Origin of the sequence: Stecheria intestinalis (assembly GCF_009696165.1) — a bacterium.
Classification (GTDB): domain Bacteria; phylum Bacillota_I; class Bacilli_A; order Erysipelotrichales; family Erysipelotrichaceae; genus Bulleidia; species Bulleidia intestinalis.
The window spans coordinates 1-15,738 of sequence record NZ_VUMN01000007.1; the positions used below are offsets into that span (position 1 = coordinate 1).

The following is a 15,738-nucleotide window of genomic DNA, read 5'->3' on the forward strand; positions in this document are numbered from 1 at the left end:
ATCCTTGTTTCTGATGACGTCTTCCAGATAGATATCCCTGAATTGTGCTATGGTGATTGACGGATACGTCTTCTTAAGTTCCTCAAGGTACCCGATCTCTTGGTCAGAGGCAGTGGTTGCCGGCTTTTTTCCGGTATTGCCGTGAGTAAGGATAGCAGACGTATCCTTTTCCTTTCTTTCGGCAGACAATCGTTCAATCTGCTTCCTGCTGTAACCGCATTGATCAGCTATCCACTGGCATGTAATCTTTGGGTTTGAATCCCTCTGCTGCAGTAATTCCAGAGCCTTGACTTTGTCTTTGATCTTCTTCATCCGGATCACCTCCAGATGAATGCATTAGTTCGGAAGAGACATGAAATCAATGGGACATTTTCATTTGATCACGTGTGGGACATTTTCATTTAACTATGACACCTTCCATTCATAGCCTCCAAATCAAAAAAGACGTATATTCATCCGGAACCAGCAAGACTGGTTCTGGGCATTGCCCCGATTTTTATACGTCTCATAAGATTCGGATTAATGATCGTGCGCCATTCAGCGCACACTCATACTAGCAGGTACCGGTCTGAAAATTCAAACTGTTTTTTCGAAAAGATTCAAAAAAACCGTATCAGAAAGCCCTTTTCAAAGCGAATAGTCGCGATGGAGCGCAGTCAGGATGCGCTCGGTCTCCGAAAGCCCGTTTTCTTTCCTGGAAGAAGCTCCTTCAAAGCCTGGAAGACTCCGGTACATCTCCTGCACCATGCAGGAAAGAACAGCACAGGCATTTTCCGGATACAGTGGTTCTTCCGTGAATGCATGGTCTTTCAGCGAGGCAAGCAGCATCGCAGCCTCCTGGAACGAGACAGGCGCTTCCATCTCTTCCGAAAGGTTTCTGCAGAAGGCCAGCACGAAGGAGCACTCTGCCTGGTATTGCGCAAAGGCAGAATCCTTTTCCGAGAGGACAGTGCCCATCCGGCGGATGCCGTCTTTCACACTTCCGGAATCAGACGAATGAAACCGGTTCGGCCCGTAGAGCGTGAAGATCGCTCTGGCGATGGATTCCGATAACCGATCAGACAGAATTCCATAAGTACCGGATTCTTCATGCCCGATCCATAGCTCATAGAAGAGCCGGTCTGCTTCTGCCCGATTCATTCCGATCCAGGTACAAGTCTCGGCCAGTTCCTGCCGTTTCAGGGGCAGACCGCAATGATAAAGTGCATAGAGCACAGAAGAAGCAAGTTCTCCGCATCCGATCAGACACGGATGCCAGTCCATCTCGTTCAGCAGAATAGCAGCTTCACCCAGTCTTGAGAGCGTTTCTTCCTGCTCCAATGCGGTTGCGATCGGGTGCGGACTGCCCGGGGCTTTCTGCTTTGCAAAGGAGGACAGGATGGCATAATTCAGAATTTCAGTATTCAGAAGATTCATCTCCCTTCTCTCTTCTTATTTAGAAGGAGAAAGGGAGAACTCCCCGCACAAATCCATAGGATGTTCTGCAGGAGGAAAGAAAAAGAGATGAATCGCTCCATCTCTTGTCTTCTGATTAACGGATCTTTTCGACGGCGTCCTTGATGCCTGCTTCCGGCTGGAAACCGATGATCTTGGAAGTCAGCTGGCCATCACGGAAGCCGAGCAGCGTCGGGATGCTCATGATGCCGTAGCGCTGTGCAATATCCGGGAAGTCATCGACATTGACCTTCAGAAAGGTCACATCGTCATACTGCTCGGAGACCTTGTCGACAACTGGTCCGACCATCTTGCACGGTCCGCACCAGTCAGCGAAGAAGTCAACGAAGACAGACTTGCTATTCTTCAGCGCGGAATCGTATTCTTCACTAGATTCAATTTTCTTAACCATTGGTATTAAAACCTCCTTGCAAGATGATTATTCCAGAACCTGCTGGTTTTTCCAAATGAAATGCTCAGAGTTTCGAAGCAGCACCTTCATCGAGGATAACCGTGACATCCGGATGCTTCTGCAGGATGGATGCCGGGCACTCTTCGGTGATTTCCCCGCGGATCATTCCGAAGACTGCGTCTGCTTTGTGCTCTGAGGTCGCAATCAGCACAATGGCGCGGCTGCGCATGATGGTCGCAAGGCCCATCGTGATGGCACGCTTGGGAACGAGATTGATATCGTTGTTGAAGAAACGGGCATTGTCCTTTCTTGTCTGTTCCTTGAGATCCATCAGGTGAGTCAGGGAATCAAAGGATGCGCCTGGTTCATTGAACCCGATGTGACCATCAGTACCGATGCCGAGAACCTGAAGGTCAATGGTATGGCCCTTCATGGATTCTTCATAAGCAGCGCATTCTGCTTCTTCGTCTTCGACATCGCCTCTCGGTACATGGACATTGGCATCCGGGATGCCGATGCCGTTGAAGAGATTCTCGTGCATGAAAGTCCAGTAGGACTGTTCATGGGTACGAGGAATGCCTACATATTCATCAAGGTTCCAGGTCAGAACCTTGCTGTAGTCCGTACCATTTTCCTTGTGATCCCTGATCATGTTCTGATAGAGTCCGATCGGTGAAGAACCGGTAGCCAGTCCGAGAACCGGGTTCTCTTTCTTCAAGGCTTTCTGCATGACTTTGAAAGCTTCCAGGCTGACTTCGTCATAATTGTTTTTAACGATAATATTGAACATAGTTTCCTCCCTGCTTTTCGCACCCATGATCTTAGCACGGTTGCAGGAGTACGTCTTTGACGTTTCGGGTTATTTTCGTACAGTTTTCGTCAGCTTTGCCCGGTTTCCTCTTCATCGTCTTCATAATTTGAAACCGAAGGCCCGTATGAACCGTCGGCGAAGAAGTCGAGTTCGAGGATTTCTCCGGAGATCTGCTTCTCTTTCGTGTAGTAGGCCATCTCCTCGGCAGCCTTTGCTTCATCGTATGGATGACGGAACGTATACGTGTTGTTCATGAAATCCCAGATGTAGTCGTCGGTCTCCCAGCGATCCCATTCGCTGAAGAAGAAGCCGCGGTAGTCCGGATCAAACAGGTTATTTCCGAGAATAGTCTTCGTATCGATCGAGAATCCCCATAGATCTGCTACAGTAGGAACCAGGTCCAGAACAGTGCCGACCTTGTCATAGACTTCCGGTTCTGCCGCAGAATTATAGAAATACAGGTCGGTATAGCGATAGGAATCTTCATATTTCTTTCCGGTTTCCTGATAGAAGTTTCCGTCACTGTAGAAGTTCAGGCCTTTGGCCTCATGATCTCCGAACAGGACGAACACGACATCGTCGAGCTTGCCGGCATCAGAGAGCACCTGCATGAAGTCTGTGAGACACTGATCGAGATCCATGTTCTTCGCGAGATAGATGGCATAAGCGTCTTCCAGATCCGGATATTTCTCCCTGACTCTGGCGAGATTTTCAGCAGTGACACCGGGAGAAGTTTCAGAATCATATGGCTGATGGCCGGAATAGGTAATCCAGTATGCCATCCATGGATCCTCATTCTCTGCATAGATCCATTTCAGCACATTCATGACTTCCGAGTCACTTGCTTCATTTTCAACCCCGATCCGATAGCTGTCGTAGAACTCCTGATAGCCGAAATTCAGCATCGTGACTGCACGGTTGTAGTAGGTCGAGTAGTTATTATGATAGGCATATGCCTGGTAGCCTGCCTTCGTGAACATCCCTGGCAGAGTCGTGACATAGGCATTGGTCGGATACGTGTAGCAGACTGCATGACCCTGGCTGGAAGGAATCAGCGAAGTATTTGCCATGAATTCCGTATCGCTGGTAGAACCAGGCAGAGCCGGAGTATTGAATCCCTGAATCCGGATTCCTTCGGAATACATCTTCCACAGAGTCGGAGTCAGCTCCTCGTCCAGCGCAGCATTGTTGAAGGATTCTGCCTGGATGAAGAACGCATTCTTTCCGGCAAAGATTCCGGTATGATCATCTGCAGCCTGTTCTTTCCGCTGTGAAAGGAACTGCTCTATCTCTGCTTTTTCTTCCTTTCCGGTCACGTTTTTATTGAGAAACGTCTGTGCATCGCGATAGGCAAAAGGAATCAGCCCGAATTTTTCGACGAACTGGTTGGAGTTCGGAATGACATTATAGATATAGTAGTCGGTCAGGTTTTCCTGAAAGCCGTCCTCCTCTGCCCGGGCCGCTTCAATCATGCCCCGATAAGCTCCATAATGCTTTGCTGCAGGGAAGAACAGCAGGCAGGATCCTGCCATTGCCAGAAGTCTTGCCCGTAACCGGAACACTTTCCGCTCAAACAGGAAATAGAGCACAATGAACAGAATGGTAACCGCAGGATAGATCACGAGAACTGCAATGTCCTGCCTGCTGACGAATTCTGCCGCACTGTCTCTGGCACCCCACACCTCGCTCAGAAGATCGGCGACGGTATTGAAGCGGAAATAAGACTGAAACGCCTTCCGGTAGCACGTCTGCGCAATCAGGTAGGCATTGAAGATTTCTCCGTACAGAAGCATGAACCAGCGGTTCAGCATCGGCCCGAGAAACCAGATCAGAAAGATCGCAATGAGCAGATAGATCGAGAACAGCTCGGCCTCATAAGCAGTGCTGACGGAATAAGTCTGCTTGACGAAGCGGAAATAGAATACATTGAAAAACGTATAGGCAAGTTCGATCAGGAGATACCGGATTGCCCTTTTGCCTGATTTCGACAGCCGCATGCTCAGAATACCGAGATCGACATCGAGGTCCTCCAGGTTTCATGAGGCTTGAGCCGGATCGTTCCTTCCCTGCGTTCAAATGGCACCCTGACTTTCGTGAAGTCCGTATGGGAGTGCCATGGCTCGATGCATACGAATGGCGCATTCGGAGACCAGAAAGCAACCCATTCATACTTCTCGGCATGAACCTTCACGCCATGTCTGCCATCCGTCAGCGTGAATTCCGTGCTTTTCGGATAAGGGATGATGATGGTTTTTGCCAGCAATGCGCGATCCAGCGGAATATCCAGGCCGCCATGCATATGAAAGTCGCCGCTGGAGAATTCCTCAGGCTGATTCAGTTCGATGCACCAGTCATCCCATTCTCCCTCTAACGGGCAATTAAAGGCAGGATGATAGCCGAAGTTGAATGGCATCATCTGATCATTCTCATTCGTCACTTCCGAAGTGATGGTCAGGGAAGCCTGATTCAGTTCATACGTATTCGTGAGCGTGAAATGAAACGGATACTGCTTCAGGGTTTCTTCACTGTCAGAAAGCTTCATGACTGCCTTTGCATCAGTATGCTCAATGCATGTGAAATCGGCATGGCGTGCAAAGCCATGGTTGCCCATTTCGTATTCTTTTCCGCCAAGATGGATCTTTTTGTCCCACGTGCTTCCGACCATCGGAAACAGAGTCGGATTCCTCTGGGACCAGAATGCCGGATCTCCCTGCCACATGTACTCGAAGCTGCAGTCCGATCGCCTGAAACTGTGAATTTCAGAGGCGTGCTCCGAGATGCTTACCGATGCAAGTTCATTCTTCAGTTCAAATGTGCTCATAGTTCCTCCGTGAGTGTATGGATGATCTGCAGGACGCCTGCGTGATTGTTGTCCAGTTCCGTCACTTCATCAGCCTGTCTCTGAACAGCAGGAGCTGCATTCTTCATGGCATAGGCATAGCCTTCTGAAAACATCGGGACATCGTTGCCGCTGTCGCCGATCACGATCGTTTCTGATTTTCCGATTCCGAGTTTCTGCTGCAGGAAGCGGATTCCCGCTCCTTTACTGACTCCCTTCACATTGATATCGATCCAGCTGTCTCCGGAGGGAGATACTTCATAGTCTTCCCGAAGCGGCTTCAGGATGGTTTCGGCATCTCTGATCGGGTCATCCAGATCGCAGAGCGTGATCTTGCAGATGGAGTCTTCCACAGAAAAAAGATCATCCACTTCCCGGATCAGAAAATACTTTGCATAGGAAAGGCGGTTCAGATAGGACATTCCCCAGGCGTCGGCATAGAAGGACTTCGATCCCGACAGCATGCATGCAGCATTCGGCATGGTATGAACAAACGAAACAATCCGTCTGATATCTTCCCTGCTCATCGTGACCTGATGCAGGATCTCTTCGCCATGGGTGATGACAGAACCATTTTCGGCGATCAGGTAATAGTCTTCGCTGATCCCATTCAAGGCAAGCAGGGCATTGGTAATCTGCCTCCCGGTGCAGGCCGCAAAGGCAATCTGCTTTTCTTTCAGCTTTCCTAAAGCCTCATTCATCCCTTCGGGAAGTTCTTTCTGATCATTGAGAAGAGTTCCGTCCAGGTCTGCGGCAAAGAGCCTGATTGATGTTCTGGTTTCCATGATTCCTTGATTATACCATGGGGAAAGACCTGGATATGCTATAATCATCCCGAGCATTTTCAGCTGGATTTTTGATATGCTCAGCAATCACGCCCATGAGTAAGAAGAAGAAAACGACAACCTGGCGCATCAAAGCCAGCATCAGACGGGTCAGCAGACAGACGCTGCTCATGGTGCTGACCGTTGCGATTACCGTCATGCTCACCGGATATATTGCCCTTCTGCTTGTCCTGAAAGGTCCTTCTCCGACGGTTTCTGACATGGTCGTGTCAACGATGTGGGAAACTCGCAGAGGGAAAGCGATTATCAATGCACTGTTCACGGACGAAGAGATTGAGCAGATCCTAGCCCAGAACTCTGTCGGCACGCCTCAGCAGGCAGAAGTGACAGATGAAGATAACACGGAATGGGTGATCCCGGAAGATGAGAAAGATGATATCCAGGTCATCGATATTCATGGCGGAACGTATTCCGGAAAGCTGATGATTGTCCGCGATCCGAATCGGATCGTGCTCGGCATCAACAGCGAAATGGGAGAAACGGCTTCCGGCTACAGCGTGCTGGACTATGTGAATTATTATGGAGCAGTGGCCGGCATCAATGCGGGCGGGTTCCAGGATGAAAATAACCAGGGAGATGGATCGATTCCCCAGCAGGTCGTCATCAAGAACGGAACAGTGGTTTACGGAAGCGATACCGACTATCCGTGCCTGATCGGATTCAATAAGGAAAAGCACCTGATTGCCGGGTATATGACCGCTTCGCAGGCGCTGGAATGGGGCATCACGGATGCGGTATCATTCGGCCCTCCGCTGGTTGCGGACGGTCATGCATATCCGCAGACCGGTGCCGGCGGCGGTCTGAATCCGCGCACGGTCATCGGCCAGACCGCAGATGGGTCGATTCTTCTGCTCGTAATCGATGGCAGACAGCCGGATTCCATCGGTGCGACCTATCAGGACTGCACGGATATCATGCTGGAATACGGAGCAATTACGGCAGCGAATCTCGATGGCGGAAGTTCTTCCGTCATGGTTTATAACGGGGAAATCATCAACAGTGTGGTTTCGATGAACGGAGACAGGAGCGTACCTACAGCATGGCTGGTAAAGTGAAGAAGAAACCTTCCAGATCGTACCAGCGAAGAGCAGCGATCGGAGTCCGGTTCTATCGGAGCCTTCTCGGAGTATTCCTGGTCACGGTATTCATCTGTGCAGCTGGTCTTGGCTATCTGTATTTCTGGCTGGCACGTTATGAGAAGCAGAGCGTGACCGGAGCGATGCGCGCTTATATGAAAGCCGTGCAGAACCGGGAATGGGATTCGATCTATGATACAGATTCTCAATATTTCACAGAATTCAATTCCGAAGAAGCTGTTACCAGCTATCTGCTGACCCTGTATGGAAATGTGAAAGCCAGCGGCTGCACGTTCTCGCTGATGTCGATCGACCAGGGTTCAGGCTACCGCTACTATGATGTGTATTATCAGCAGGGAAAAGTCGGAACGCTCGAGTGCCGGAAACCGGAGGGATCGTCCGTCTGGAAAGTCCGCACACTCGTTTCCGGCGGGGCATATTCCTTTGATGTGCTGGATGGAAGCACCTTCTCCATCAATGGAATCGATATTTCTTCAGACTATGCTGACGAAGAGAGTCATATCCCCTACTGCTTCGAAGAACTGGTTGAATCCGAGACAGAAAACCTTCCGTCTGTGACCAGATACACCGTGGAAAACCTGGTGCGGGAACCGGAGCTGAAAACCGCATCCGGAGATATCGCAGTCCGGGATTACAGTTCCCTGCAGTATTATATCGGCAAGGCACCGTCCTCTGAGCAGCTTGAAGAATTCTCCGCTGAGCTTCAGGATACCGCCATTGCCTACAGCAACTGGATTACCGAAGATGGAACGTTCTACAATTTTGCAAAGCATCTGGATACGAGCACGAGTTTCTATCAGGATATGCTCGCTTTCAATAACCAGTTCTTCAGCACGCATTATTCCAATGAGATCACTGATATCAGGGTCTATGATGTGATCGCCCTCGGAGAGGATGCCTTCCTCGGAAATATCTCGTTCACGCAGACCGCTACGAATGAAAACGGATCGAGGTCAAGCGACTGCAACTATCAGATCTACTTCATCCGGAAGAATGGCTCATGGAAAGCAACGAGGATCTACAACATCAGCACCGACGCTTCAGACGGAACAGATCCGGCAGCAGATTCTGCAGCTGAAGCATCCGCTTCCCCTTCCGCAGAGACAGAATGAAAAGAACCTTCATGGATTCAGGTTCTTTTTTCATCTGCAGACTGCGGCATGCAGCAAGCTCTGAATACTTTCAGACCCGGAATGCATCTAAGAGAACCGGATTACACGCAAAGGTCTTTACGTCTTCCGATCGTTCTTCGATCTTGCCGGAACCCGATGGCTTATATTCTCTTTTCTCCATCAGCAGGAATCCGGACTGAGCCTCTCCTGTTACAGGAAATCAGGATTCTTCATAGCTGCGCACGCCATAAGAACCATTATCCCGGTTCCAGGTGACGGAATCGCAGACCGTTCCGGAAGACAGATCATATACGACGACGCTGATGCCTTCATGATCATTCGTATATTCAATCTGATCGACCGTGATATCGGAAAGTTCCGGATCATCGCTGCTTGAGAGATAGATATAGTGGCCGCCGATATTCTGCTCCAGATACAGAGATTCACTGCCGGTATTGATCAGAATGCTTCCCTGATACAGCAGGAAGCACCCGTTTGACTTTCCGTTCCAACTGATGCCGAGCGGTTCAAACGCAGCTTTCAGAGAAGCATCTCCATCGGTCAAAGTACTGCAGGTAATCAGGATCAGCTTATCTTCAGAATTCTGCAGCAGCGAGATGTAATCACTCAGCCCTGTAATATTCATGTATTCCGGATCGCCATGTTCATAAATTGTCTTCCACTTGGAATAGGCCGTGGAAACCACCGATTCAAGACCATTCAGTTCTGCATAAGCCTGATTGTCAGGCCCGGAAGGATATACCACAAGATCGCTTAACCCATACATCGGATTATAGGAAGTCAGAAACTCACTGCCGATCTGAGGAACGACAGGATTCAAGTTGCCTGCTTCCCGCTGCTCCTTCACCCAGGCTTCCCGGATTCCATACAGATGTCTCGTATAGAAAAGATCTGCACACGTATACCCATAGCGGAAAAGACTGAGCACCGAAAGAACAGCCAGGACGCTCTTACCGAGGGCGGGGAGCATCCCTTTCTGCAGCACGGAATATAGCAGAATCAGATCCGCTGCAGTCAATAGCAGCGTAGAGCCGAACATCGAACGATCATAGAGCAGCGGCATATGCGTAAGAACCATTGCGTAAACTGCCGCCGCAGACGCAAAAGCATATCCCAGCGCAGTCTTCCGTTCATTCCGATCTGCCAGCCCGATCAGGAGCCCGAACAGGATCCACTCTGCAATCTGACCGGGATACTCGGCGAAAACTCTGATGCCATCCGTCAGATTATGCGTGAAGGTATAGGCAAAGCCATTATCTGAGGTAAATGCCTGGCCGCGGATGAAATTGCCAGGGGCAGTGACCATGAGCACAAAGCCGATCAATGCACCGGCAAGCCCGGTGATCATCCAGAGCGGAATGCGGCGGTTCTGATGAAACGTATCGATGAGAATCAGAAGCACGATCAGAATCATTGCCCCGGCGGTATTCTCATTGGTCCATCCGGCGGCAACTCCCGCAAAGAACATGCCAAGGCAGAATGAACGGCGATGATTCCCGGGTTCATGGGATTCTTTCCGGTATACCAGAAGAAACGACAGCAGAATCGCAGCAGTCCAGAGATAATTGCAGGCTCCTGTCTCCCACAGCACGGTCTGGCCGAACAGCGGGACGGTCAGAAAGACGAAGAATGCGCTGAAGGCATAAACAGATGGGGATATCCTGTTCTGATCGCCAGCCCCATGAGCATTCAGAAGCCAGATCACATAGGCAAAGCAGATGGAATTGCATAGATCGAAGACAGGCTTCGGAAAGGAAAGGAAGATTCTCGCGATCAGATGTGCAACCGATCTTCCGGTCCAGGTGAAGTACTGATTGACTTCCCTTGCGAAGATATCTGATAGCCCGCTGTTCACGCCATAGCGGAAGTCATCACTGGTCGGGATTGCCAATAGGTTCAGCCCAAAAAGAAGCACAGCAGTCACCGTCATGACGCGGTGCAGAGGCGTTTCATAGTACGTCTTGATCCGTTTCATCAGTTTCATATCGAAGACCTGTTTTTCTTATTATACTGCATGGACGGATACGGGAAAACTGTGCCGGATTTGTGAAGTTTTCTCGGTTCTGCGAATGAAATAGAGTACAATAAGCTCGGAACAAAAAGGAGGAAGTTTCAGAAGATTATGTCATTCATTGAAGGAATCAAGGAAAAGGCAAGACAGGATGTCAAGACGATCGTCCTTCCGGAATCGGAAGACGAGCGTACGCTCAGAGCTGCTGCACAGGTTCTCAGAGAAGGGACCGCAAAGCTGATCCTCATCGGAAATGAAGAGAAGATCAAGGCAGATGCAGCATCGTATGGCGTTGATGTCTCCGGTGCGAGAATCGTCGATCCGGAGAACTGCGCAGAGCTCGATCAGTACGTGAATCTGCTCTATGAACTGCGCAAGGCAAAGGGAATGACCCCGGAAAAGGCAAAAGAAACGCTGCTTGGCGACCATACGACTTTCGGTGTAGTCATGCTCAAGAACAATGAAGCAGACGGACTCGTTTCCGGTGCCTGCCATTCCACCGCAAACACCCTGCGTCCGGCTCTGCAGATTCTGCGTACGGCTCCGGGTGCGAAGCTGGTTTCGGCATTCTTCGTCATGGATGTGCCGAATTGCGAATACGGGAACCATGGAACCTTTGTATTTGCGGACTGCGGTCTGAACCAGGATCCGGATTCTGAGCAGCTGGCTGCGATTGCGGCAGATTCTGCGAAGTCCTATGAATCCTTGGTCGGCGGTCAGGCAAAGGTTGCGTTCATCTCCCACTCCACCAAGGGTTCTGCAAAGCATGCCCTGGTCGACAAGGTCGTCAATGCAGTGAAGGCTGCTCATGAAGAGTATCCGGAGCTTGTCTGCGATGGCGAGCTTCAGGTCGATGCAGCAATCGTTCCGTCTGTCGCAGCTTCCAAGGCTCCGGGTTCCCCGGTTGCCGGTCAGGCAAATGTCCTCGTCTTCCCGAACCTCGACTGCGGCAACAGTGCTTACAAGCTTGTTCAGCGTCTGGCGAAGGCTGAGGCTTACGGACCGATGCTGCAGGGCATTGCAAAGCCGGTCAACGACCTGTCCCGCGGCTGCTCTTATGAAGACATCGTCGGTGTCGTCGCAATCACTGCAGTCCAGGCTCAGCTGGCTTCAAAGTGATTTCCTTCTTCACGAAAGCGTGCAGGGCTGCCTGCATGCTTTTTCTTTTTGTCTTCCTGTCCGTATAATAGACTGCAGAAACGGAGCAGCCTGTTCATGATCAGAAACCTATTTTCTTCCCGCAGATTGAGAAAGTATACCCTTCTCTTAGCCTGTATCTATCTGCTTGGCATTTCAGCAATCCTGCGCGCAGATTTCAGCTATGGAGATGATCTCGGCAGAGTCCTGCTCGGAAACCGCGGGTGGACGCAGGAAAGCCGATATGTCTCCGAACTGCTCTCGATTCTGATGAATGCGAATCTCAGGCTGTCGGATCTTTCTCCCCTGCCCCAGATGGCTGCCTGCGTGATTCTCGCAATCTCCGGAATCCTTCTGCTCAATCTGTTTATTCCGGAAGAAAAGATCACGCTGTTAAGAGTGCTTCTGCTGATTCCCTTCGGACTGAATCCGTATTTTCTGGAATGTCTATCCTATCAGTTTGACAGTCCTTTCATGGCCTGTTCCATCCTGTTCTCGATTCTTCCGTTCTCCTTCCGGAAAGACAGAAGATCCTTTTTTCTCGCATCCGTGATCTTTCTTCTGATGATGTGCATGACCTATCAGGCCTCCGCGGGGATCTATCCGATGATGGTTCTGTTTCTGATCCTGAAGAGGACCGGACCAGAGGATGCTGAAAAGAGGTCCTTCCTGGTCACCTCCCTTTTTGCATATGCGCTCAGTCTTCTGGTATTCCGGTTCATCATGCGCTTTCAGGTAAGCTGGTATCCCACAGAGACCATATCTCTTTCTTCTCTGATCCCTTCCCTGTTCAGCAACCTTTCCAGGCTGTACGGGCAGATCCGCAGCGATCTGAATCCGATATGGAAAGCATCGGTCCTGCTGATCGCAGCCGGCTGGATCATCGGAGAACTCAGAATATCTGCACAGAAAAAGAAAGCTGGCTCCGTGCTCTTCAGTCTTCTCATCCTTCTTGCATGCATGGCCCTGTGGTATGGATTCTATCTTGTCCTGAACGAACCGATCCTGAAACCAAGAGCACTTTACGGATTCTTCGTGCTTCTGACTCTGCTTGCGGTTACTGCCGAGATTCCGGACTGGAATCCAGGCGCTCTGCTGCTTTCCTGGTGCTGCTTCCTGTTTGCATTTACCTATGGAAACGCCCTATCTGCACAGAAACAGTACAGCCGGATGAAATCCTCGGTTCTGATCAGCACGCTGGAACAGAATCATCTCTTATCTTCAGATCATGTCCGCGGTCTTCAGCTTTCCGGATCCATCGGGTATTCCCCCGTCATCCGGAATATGGAATCCCATTACCCCATCCTTGCAAGACTCGTTCCAGAGACGCTTGGAGGAGGATGGGAATGGAGCGAATATGAATTCTCCAATTACTGGAATCTTCCGGTTTATTCCTATCCGTATGAACAGGAAGGAAACGCCGATCTGTCGTCTTGGAGTGAGCAGGATCTGGCGACGGTATCAGAATCCTCGGAATTCACGATCCGGGCAAATGACTCCTATATTCTCGTGATCTTTCACTGATCTTTCGCATGCGCCGTGTAATACCGGAGAATCTCCTTCTGATAGAACGTGCTGTGCATGGAAAGCTCATGGTTCAATGTCTCAATCGTATTCATCTCCAGCAAGGTCTTAACATCGGAATACAGATCTGTGCCAAGTCCGAGTCTGCCGCCGGGGATCGTGCATCCTAAGGCAGATAAGGTGGTCGGAAACAGGTCCATCGTGCTGTAGGTTCTTGGCTCAGAAGGCTCTTCCTTCGAAGAATTGATGATGCAGGTATAAGTCCTGCGGAGATAGTCATGAGGAATGTAGTCATAATAATCCGTACCCATGTAGCAGTGATCGCCATTGATCACGATCACAGTATCTTTTCCCCATTCCTGTTCCTGGACCCATGATACGAATTCGGCAATTCGTTTCGAGCTGCAGGCGGTCACATTGGCATACTTCTCTGCAAACTGATCCGGGCAGTCGCTGCAGAGATAGCCGCTTGGATAATGGGTATCCGCTGTCAGCAGCGTCAGATTGAATGGCTGATCAGAAGCAGCCAGTTCTTCTGCTTCCAGCTTTGCAAACTCAAACAGCCTGGAATCTTCAAAGCCCCAGTTCTGCTTGTATTCTTCCGGCAGCCATCCCCTTTCTTTCAGCGTGTTCAGATCCAGGATCTCGTAATTGCCATGTTCCGTGAAATACGTATTCCGATTCCCGAAGTTTCCGTCACTGCCCATCAGCACGGCATTCTGATAGCCATTCTGCTTCAGCAGATCTCCGATCGTCACGGCTCCCGGCATCATCTGTTCCGCGATGCCGTTATTGATATAGGCCATGCTCTCCTGCAGCGGCAGTCCAGAGGTCTGCGCTGCCATCGCAGCCGAAGTCCAGGTACTGTCCTTGAGCGGAACAGCCCCGTTCAGGATCTTTTCCATTCCGCTGAAATCATCATAGGTTTCCGCAAGTTCCGTCAGTTCCGGAATCGTATTATCCAGAAGGCCCCCGCCGGAGCCATAGTCTGCCGCTGTCACCTCAGCGGATTCCAGGAAGAGATAGATCAGATTCTTCTTTTGTTTCGGGAATACGATTGTGGCAGTATCCGGTTTCACATAGACTTCTTCATACAGCGGATCCTGAAGGCTCTCTGAGGAAAAGAAGGAAATCAGACTCTGTGACTCTGAAAAGGAAGCAGTCAGCGCAATCGTTCCTGAAAGAAGCAGAACCGATAAGGCGAGCCCGCGTCTCTGCTTGTTTCTGTTCGCTTGTTTCCGAAGCAGGATCATCAGAATCAGCCCTCCGGAAAGAGCCGCGAGCTCGATGGAAATCAGTCTCGAAAAGAGCAGTTCATTCGCCGCCGTATGCCAGATCAGGCTTGAGTACTTCACACCCTGTCCGTTCAGAAACAGAATGGCTGAAAGAACCAGAATCCCCATCAGAACGAGTACGGTATAGATCACGCTGCGGATTGCAGAGATCCGTGCTTCTGCTATCTCAGTCTCAATCCAGGCTGCTCGCTTCGAAGAAGCTGTCAGATCCAGAACCAGCAGGACCAGGAGAACTGCAGAACCCCAGATCAGAATCAGATCATAGATCCTGAACCCGTCAGAAACGCGCTGAAGCTGCGTGAGCAGCCAGGAATCGAAGGTAATCTGGATCTGACGGTCATAGACCGTATCTGCATGCATGCCTTCCGTCCGGATTCCGTCCATACGGAACCCCAGAGAATCAATCAGTTCTGCTGAAACCGGATCATAGATGACGACATTGAGTCCCTGAAAATTTCCGCTGACTTCCTTTCCGTCCAGCTTGATCGAGGTCATGGTGACGGAATAACCCTTCGGGGATTTCACCGTGGCGCCTTCCAGATGATGGTCGCCTACCTTGTAGGTGACATCTGCTGCCTCGTCTCCGTTTTTCTCATGAACCTGATCCCCATAGATCAGAATCAGCAGCGGACTGGCAAAGTCGGCCGCATCTGCGTGCGGTACTCCTGCCGACTCCAGAAATGATCCCAGCTCCTGATCCCAGCCTGCATAGCAGTCATCTTCGGTATAAAGAAACAGCAGATACCCATGGTCATAGTAATACCGGAGCGTCTCTGCAAGAGAAGAGACGTCAGGGATCGTAAATTCCGGAGTCTCCGAATTCAGGCTTTCCGCAACTCCGAGCTCGGAATTGCGGAATGTATTCGTATAAGGAAGCAGCCCGCGGTAGGAAACTGAGACGGAATAGGAAGAATCAGAAGAGGTCAGTAGAGAAATCGAATCTTCTGCGCTGATCGGTTCCGATAAGGGGATCGAGAGCATAGAATCAGACTCCTGCTCAAACGGCAGCGTGCTCGAAAAGCCAAGGTCATCGATCGCAGTATCGTCTCTGGCAGTTATGGTCATCGTCTTCTGGTTCCGGGGAAGCAGAGACAAAAGAACCGCAGTGATCAGAATCATTGCGGTCAGAATGCTGCGCATCAATCTGCGATGAGAAACCATGCGATTCTGCCCCTTCTCAGAATTCATGGTTTTATTTTA

The 15,738-nt window shown here is 50.3% G+C and carries 13 protein-coding genes; 4 read left to right on the plus strand and 9 right to left on the minus strand.

The features are described from left to right. The 7 genes from FYJ51_RS04220 to FYJ51_RS04250 all read right to left on the minus strand — a co-directional run. A partial coding sequence (locus FYJ51_RS04220) for a hypothetical protein (RefSeq protein ID WP_154503599.1) occupies window positions 1-312 on the minus strand: 312 nt, incomplete at its 3' end. A gap of 315 nt (window positions 313-627) precedes the next feature. Next, entirely contained in the window at window positions 628-1,416 is a 789-nt protein-coding gene (locus FYJ51_RS04225) for a hypothetical protein (protein WP_105303527.1), read from the minus strand. A 115-nt stretch (window positions 1,417-1,531) separates the two neighbouring features. Continuing rightward, the gene (gene trxA, locus FYJ51_RS04230) at window positions 1,532-1,846 is read right to left on the minus strand and encodes a thioredoxin (RefSeq protein WP_105303526.1); all 315 of its coding nucleotides are present in this window, start codon (window positions 1,844-1,846) and stop codon (window positions 1,532-1,534) included. A 64-nt stretch (window positions 1,847-1,910) separates the two neighbouring features. Further along, complete coding sequence (nagB, locus tag FYJ51_RS04235) at window positions 1,911-2,636, minus strand: glucosamine-6-phosphate deaminase (protein ID WP_154503602.1); 726 nt, start codon at window positions 2,634-2,636, stop codon at window positions 1,911-1,913. Window positions 2,637-2,725: 89 nt separating this feature from the next. Continuing rightward, the gene (locus FYJ51_RS04240; RefSeq protein ID WP_154503605.1) at window positions 2,726-4,654 is read right to left on the minus strand and encodes an LTA synthase family protein; all 1,929 of its coding nucleotides are present in this window, start codon (window positions 4,652-4,654) and stop codon (window positions 2,726-2,728) included. Window positions 4,655-4,656: 2 nt separating this feature from the next. Then, entirely contained in the window at window positions 4,657-5,478 is an 822-nt protein-coding gene (locus tag FYJ51_RS04245) for an aldose 1-epimerase family protein (protein WP_154503608.1), read from the minus strand. After that, window positions 5,475-6,281 (minus strand): HAD family hydrolase, encoded by an 807-nt coding sequence (locus tag FYJ51_RS04250; protein WP_205946177.1) that lies wholly within the window; start codon window positions 6,279-6,281, stop codon window positions 5,475-5,477. Before FYJ51_RS04250 ends, FYJ51_RS04245 begins: the two co-directional genes overlap by 4 nt. A 95-nt stretch (window positions 6,282-6,376) precedes the next feature. Between FYJ51_RS04250 and FYJ51_RS04255 the strand changes: the two genes are divergently transcribed. Both FYJ51_RS04255 and FYJ51_RS04260 read left to right on the plus strand, forming a co-directional pair. Beyond that, window positions 6,377-7,396 carry a phosphodiester glycosidase family protein gene (locus FYJ51_RS04255; RefSeq protein WP_235897217.1) on the plus strand — a complete coding sequence of 340 codons (1,020 nt, stop codon included), beginning with the start codon at window positions 6,377-6,379 and terminating at the stop codon, window positions 7,394-7,396. Next, complete coding sequence (locus FYJ51_RS04260; protein ID WP_154503614.1) at window positions 7,381-8,550, plus strand: hypothetical protein; 1,170 nt, start codon at window positions 7,381-7,383, stop codon at window positions 8,548-8,550. Before FYJ51_RS04255 ends, FYJ51_RS04260 begins: the two co-directional genes overlap by 16 nt. Window positions 8,551-8,770: 220 nt before the next feature. On the opposite strand, the gene FYJ51_RS04265 is transcribed toward FYJ51_RS04260, so the two are convergent. Then, window positions 8,771-10,555, minus strand: a complete 1,785-nt coding sequence (locus tag FYJ51_RS04265; protein WP_154503617.1) for a DUF3329 domain-containing protein — start codon at window positions 10,553-10,555, stop codon at window positions 8,771-8,773. A gap of 138 nt (window positions 10,556-10,693) precedes the next feature. Here FYJ51_RS04265 and pta point away from each other — a divergent pair, with 138 nt between their 5' ends. Together pta and FYJ51_RS04275 are read left to right on the plus strand one after the other, a co-directional pair. Then, window positions 10,694-11,701 carry a phosphate acetyltransferase gene (gene pta, locus FYJ51_RS04270; RefSeq protein ID WP_154503620.1) on the plus strand — a complete coding sequence of 336 codons (1,008 nt, stop codon included), beginning with the start codon at window positions 10,694-10,696 and terminating at the stop codon, window positions 11,699-11,701. 96 nt (window positions 11,702-11,797) lie between these two features. Next, entirely contained in the window at window positions 11,798-13,243 is a 1,446-nt protein-coding gene (locus FYJ51_RS04275; protein WP_154503623.1) for a glucosyltransferase domain-containing protein, read from the plus strand. On the opposite strand, the gene FYJ51_RS04280 is transcribed toward FYJ51_RS04275, so the two are convergent. Then, entirely contained in the window at window positions 13,237-15,726 is a 2,490-nt protein-coding gene (locus FYJ51_RS04280; protein ID WP_154503626.1) for an LTA synthase family protein, read from the minus strand. The two genes, FYJ51_RS04275 and FYJ51_RS04280, sit on opposite strands and share 7 nt — an antisense overlap. Window positions 15,727-15,738: the final 12 nt, after the last annotated feature.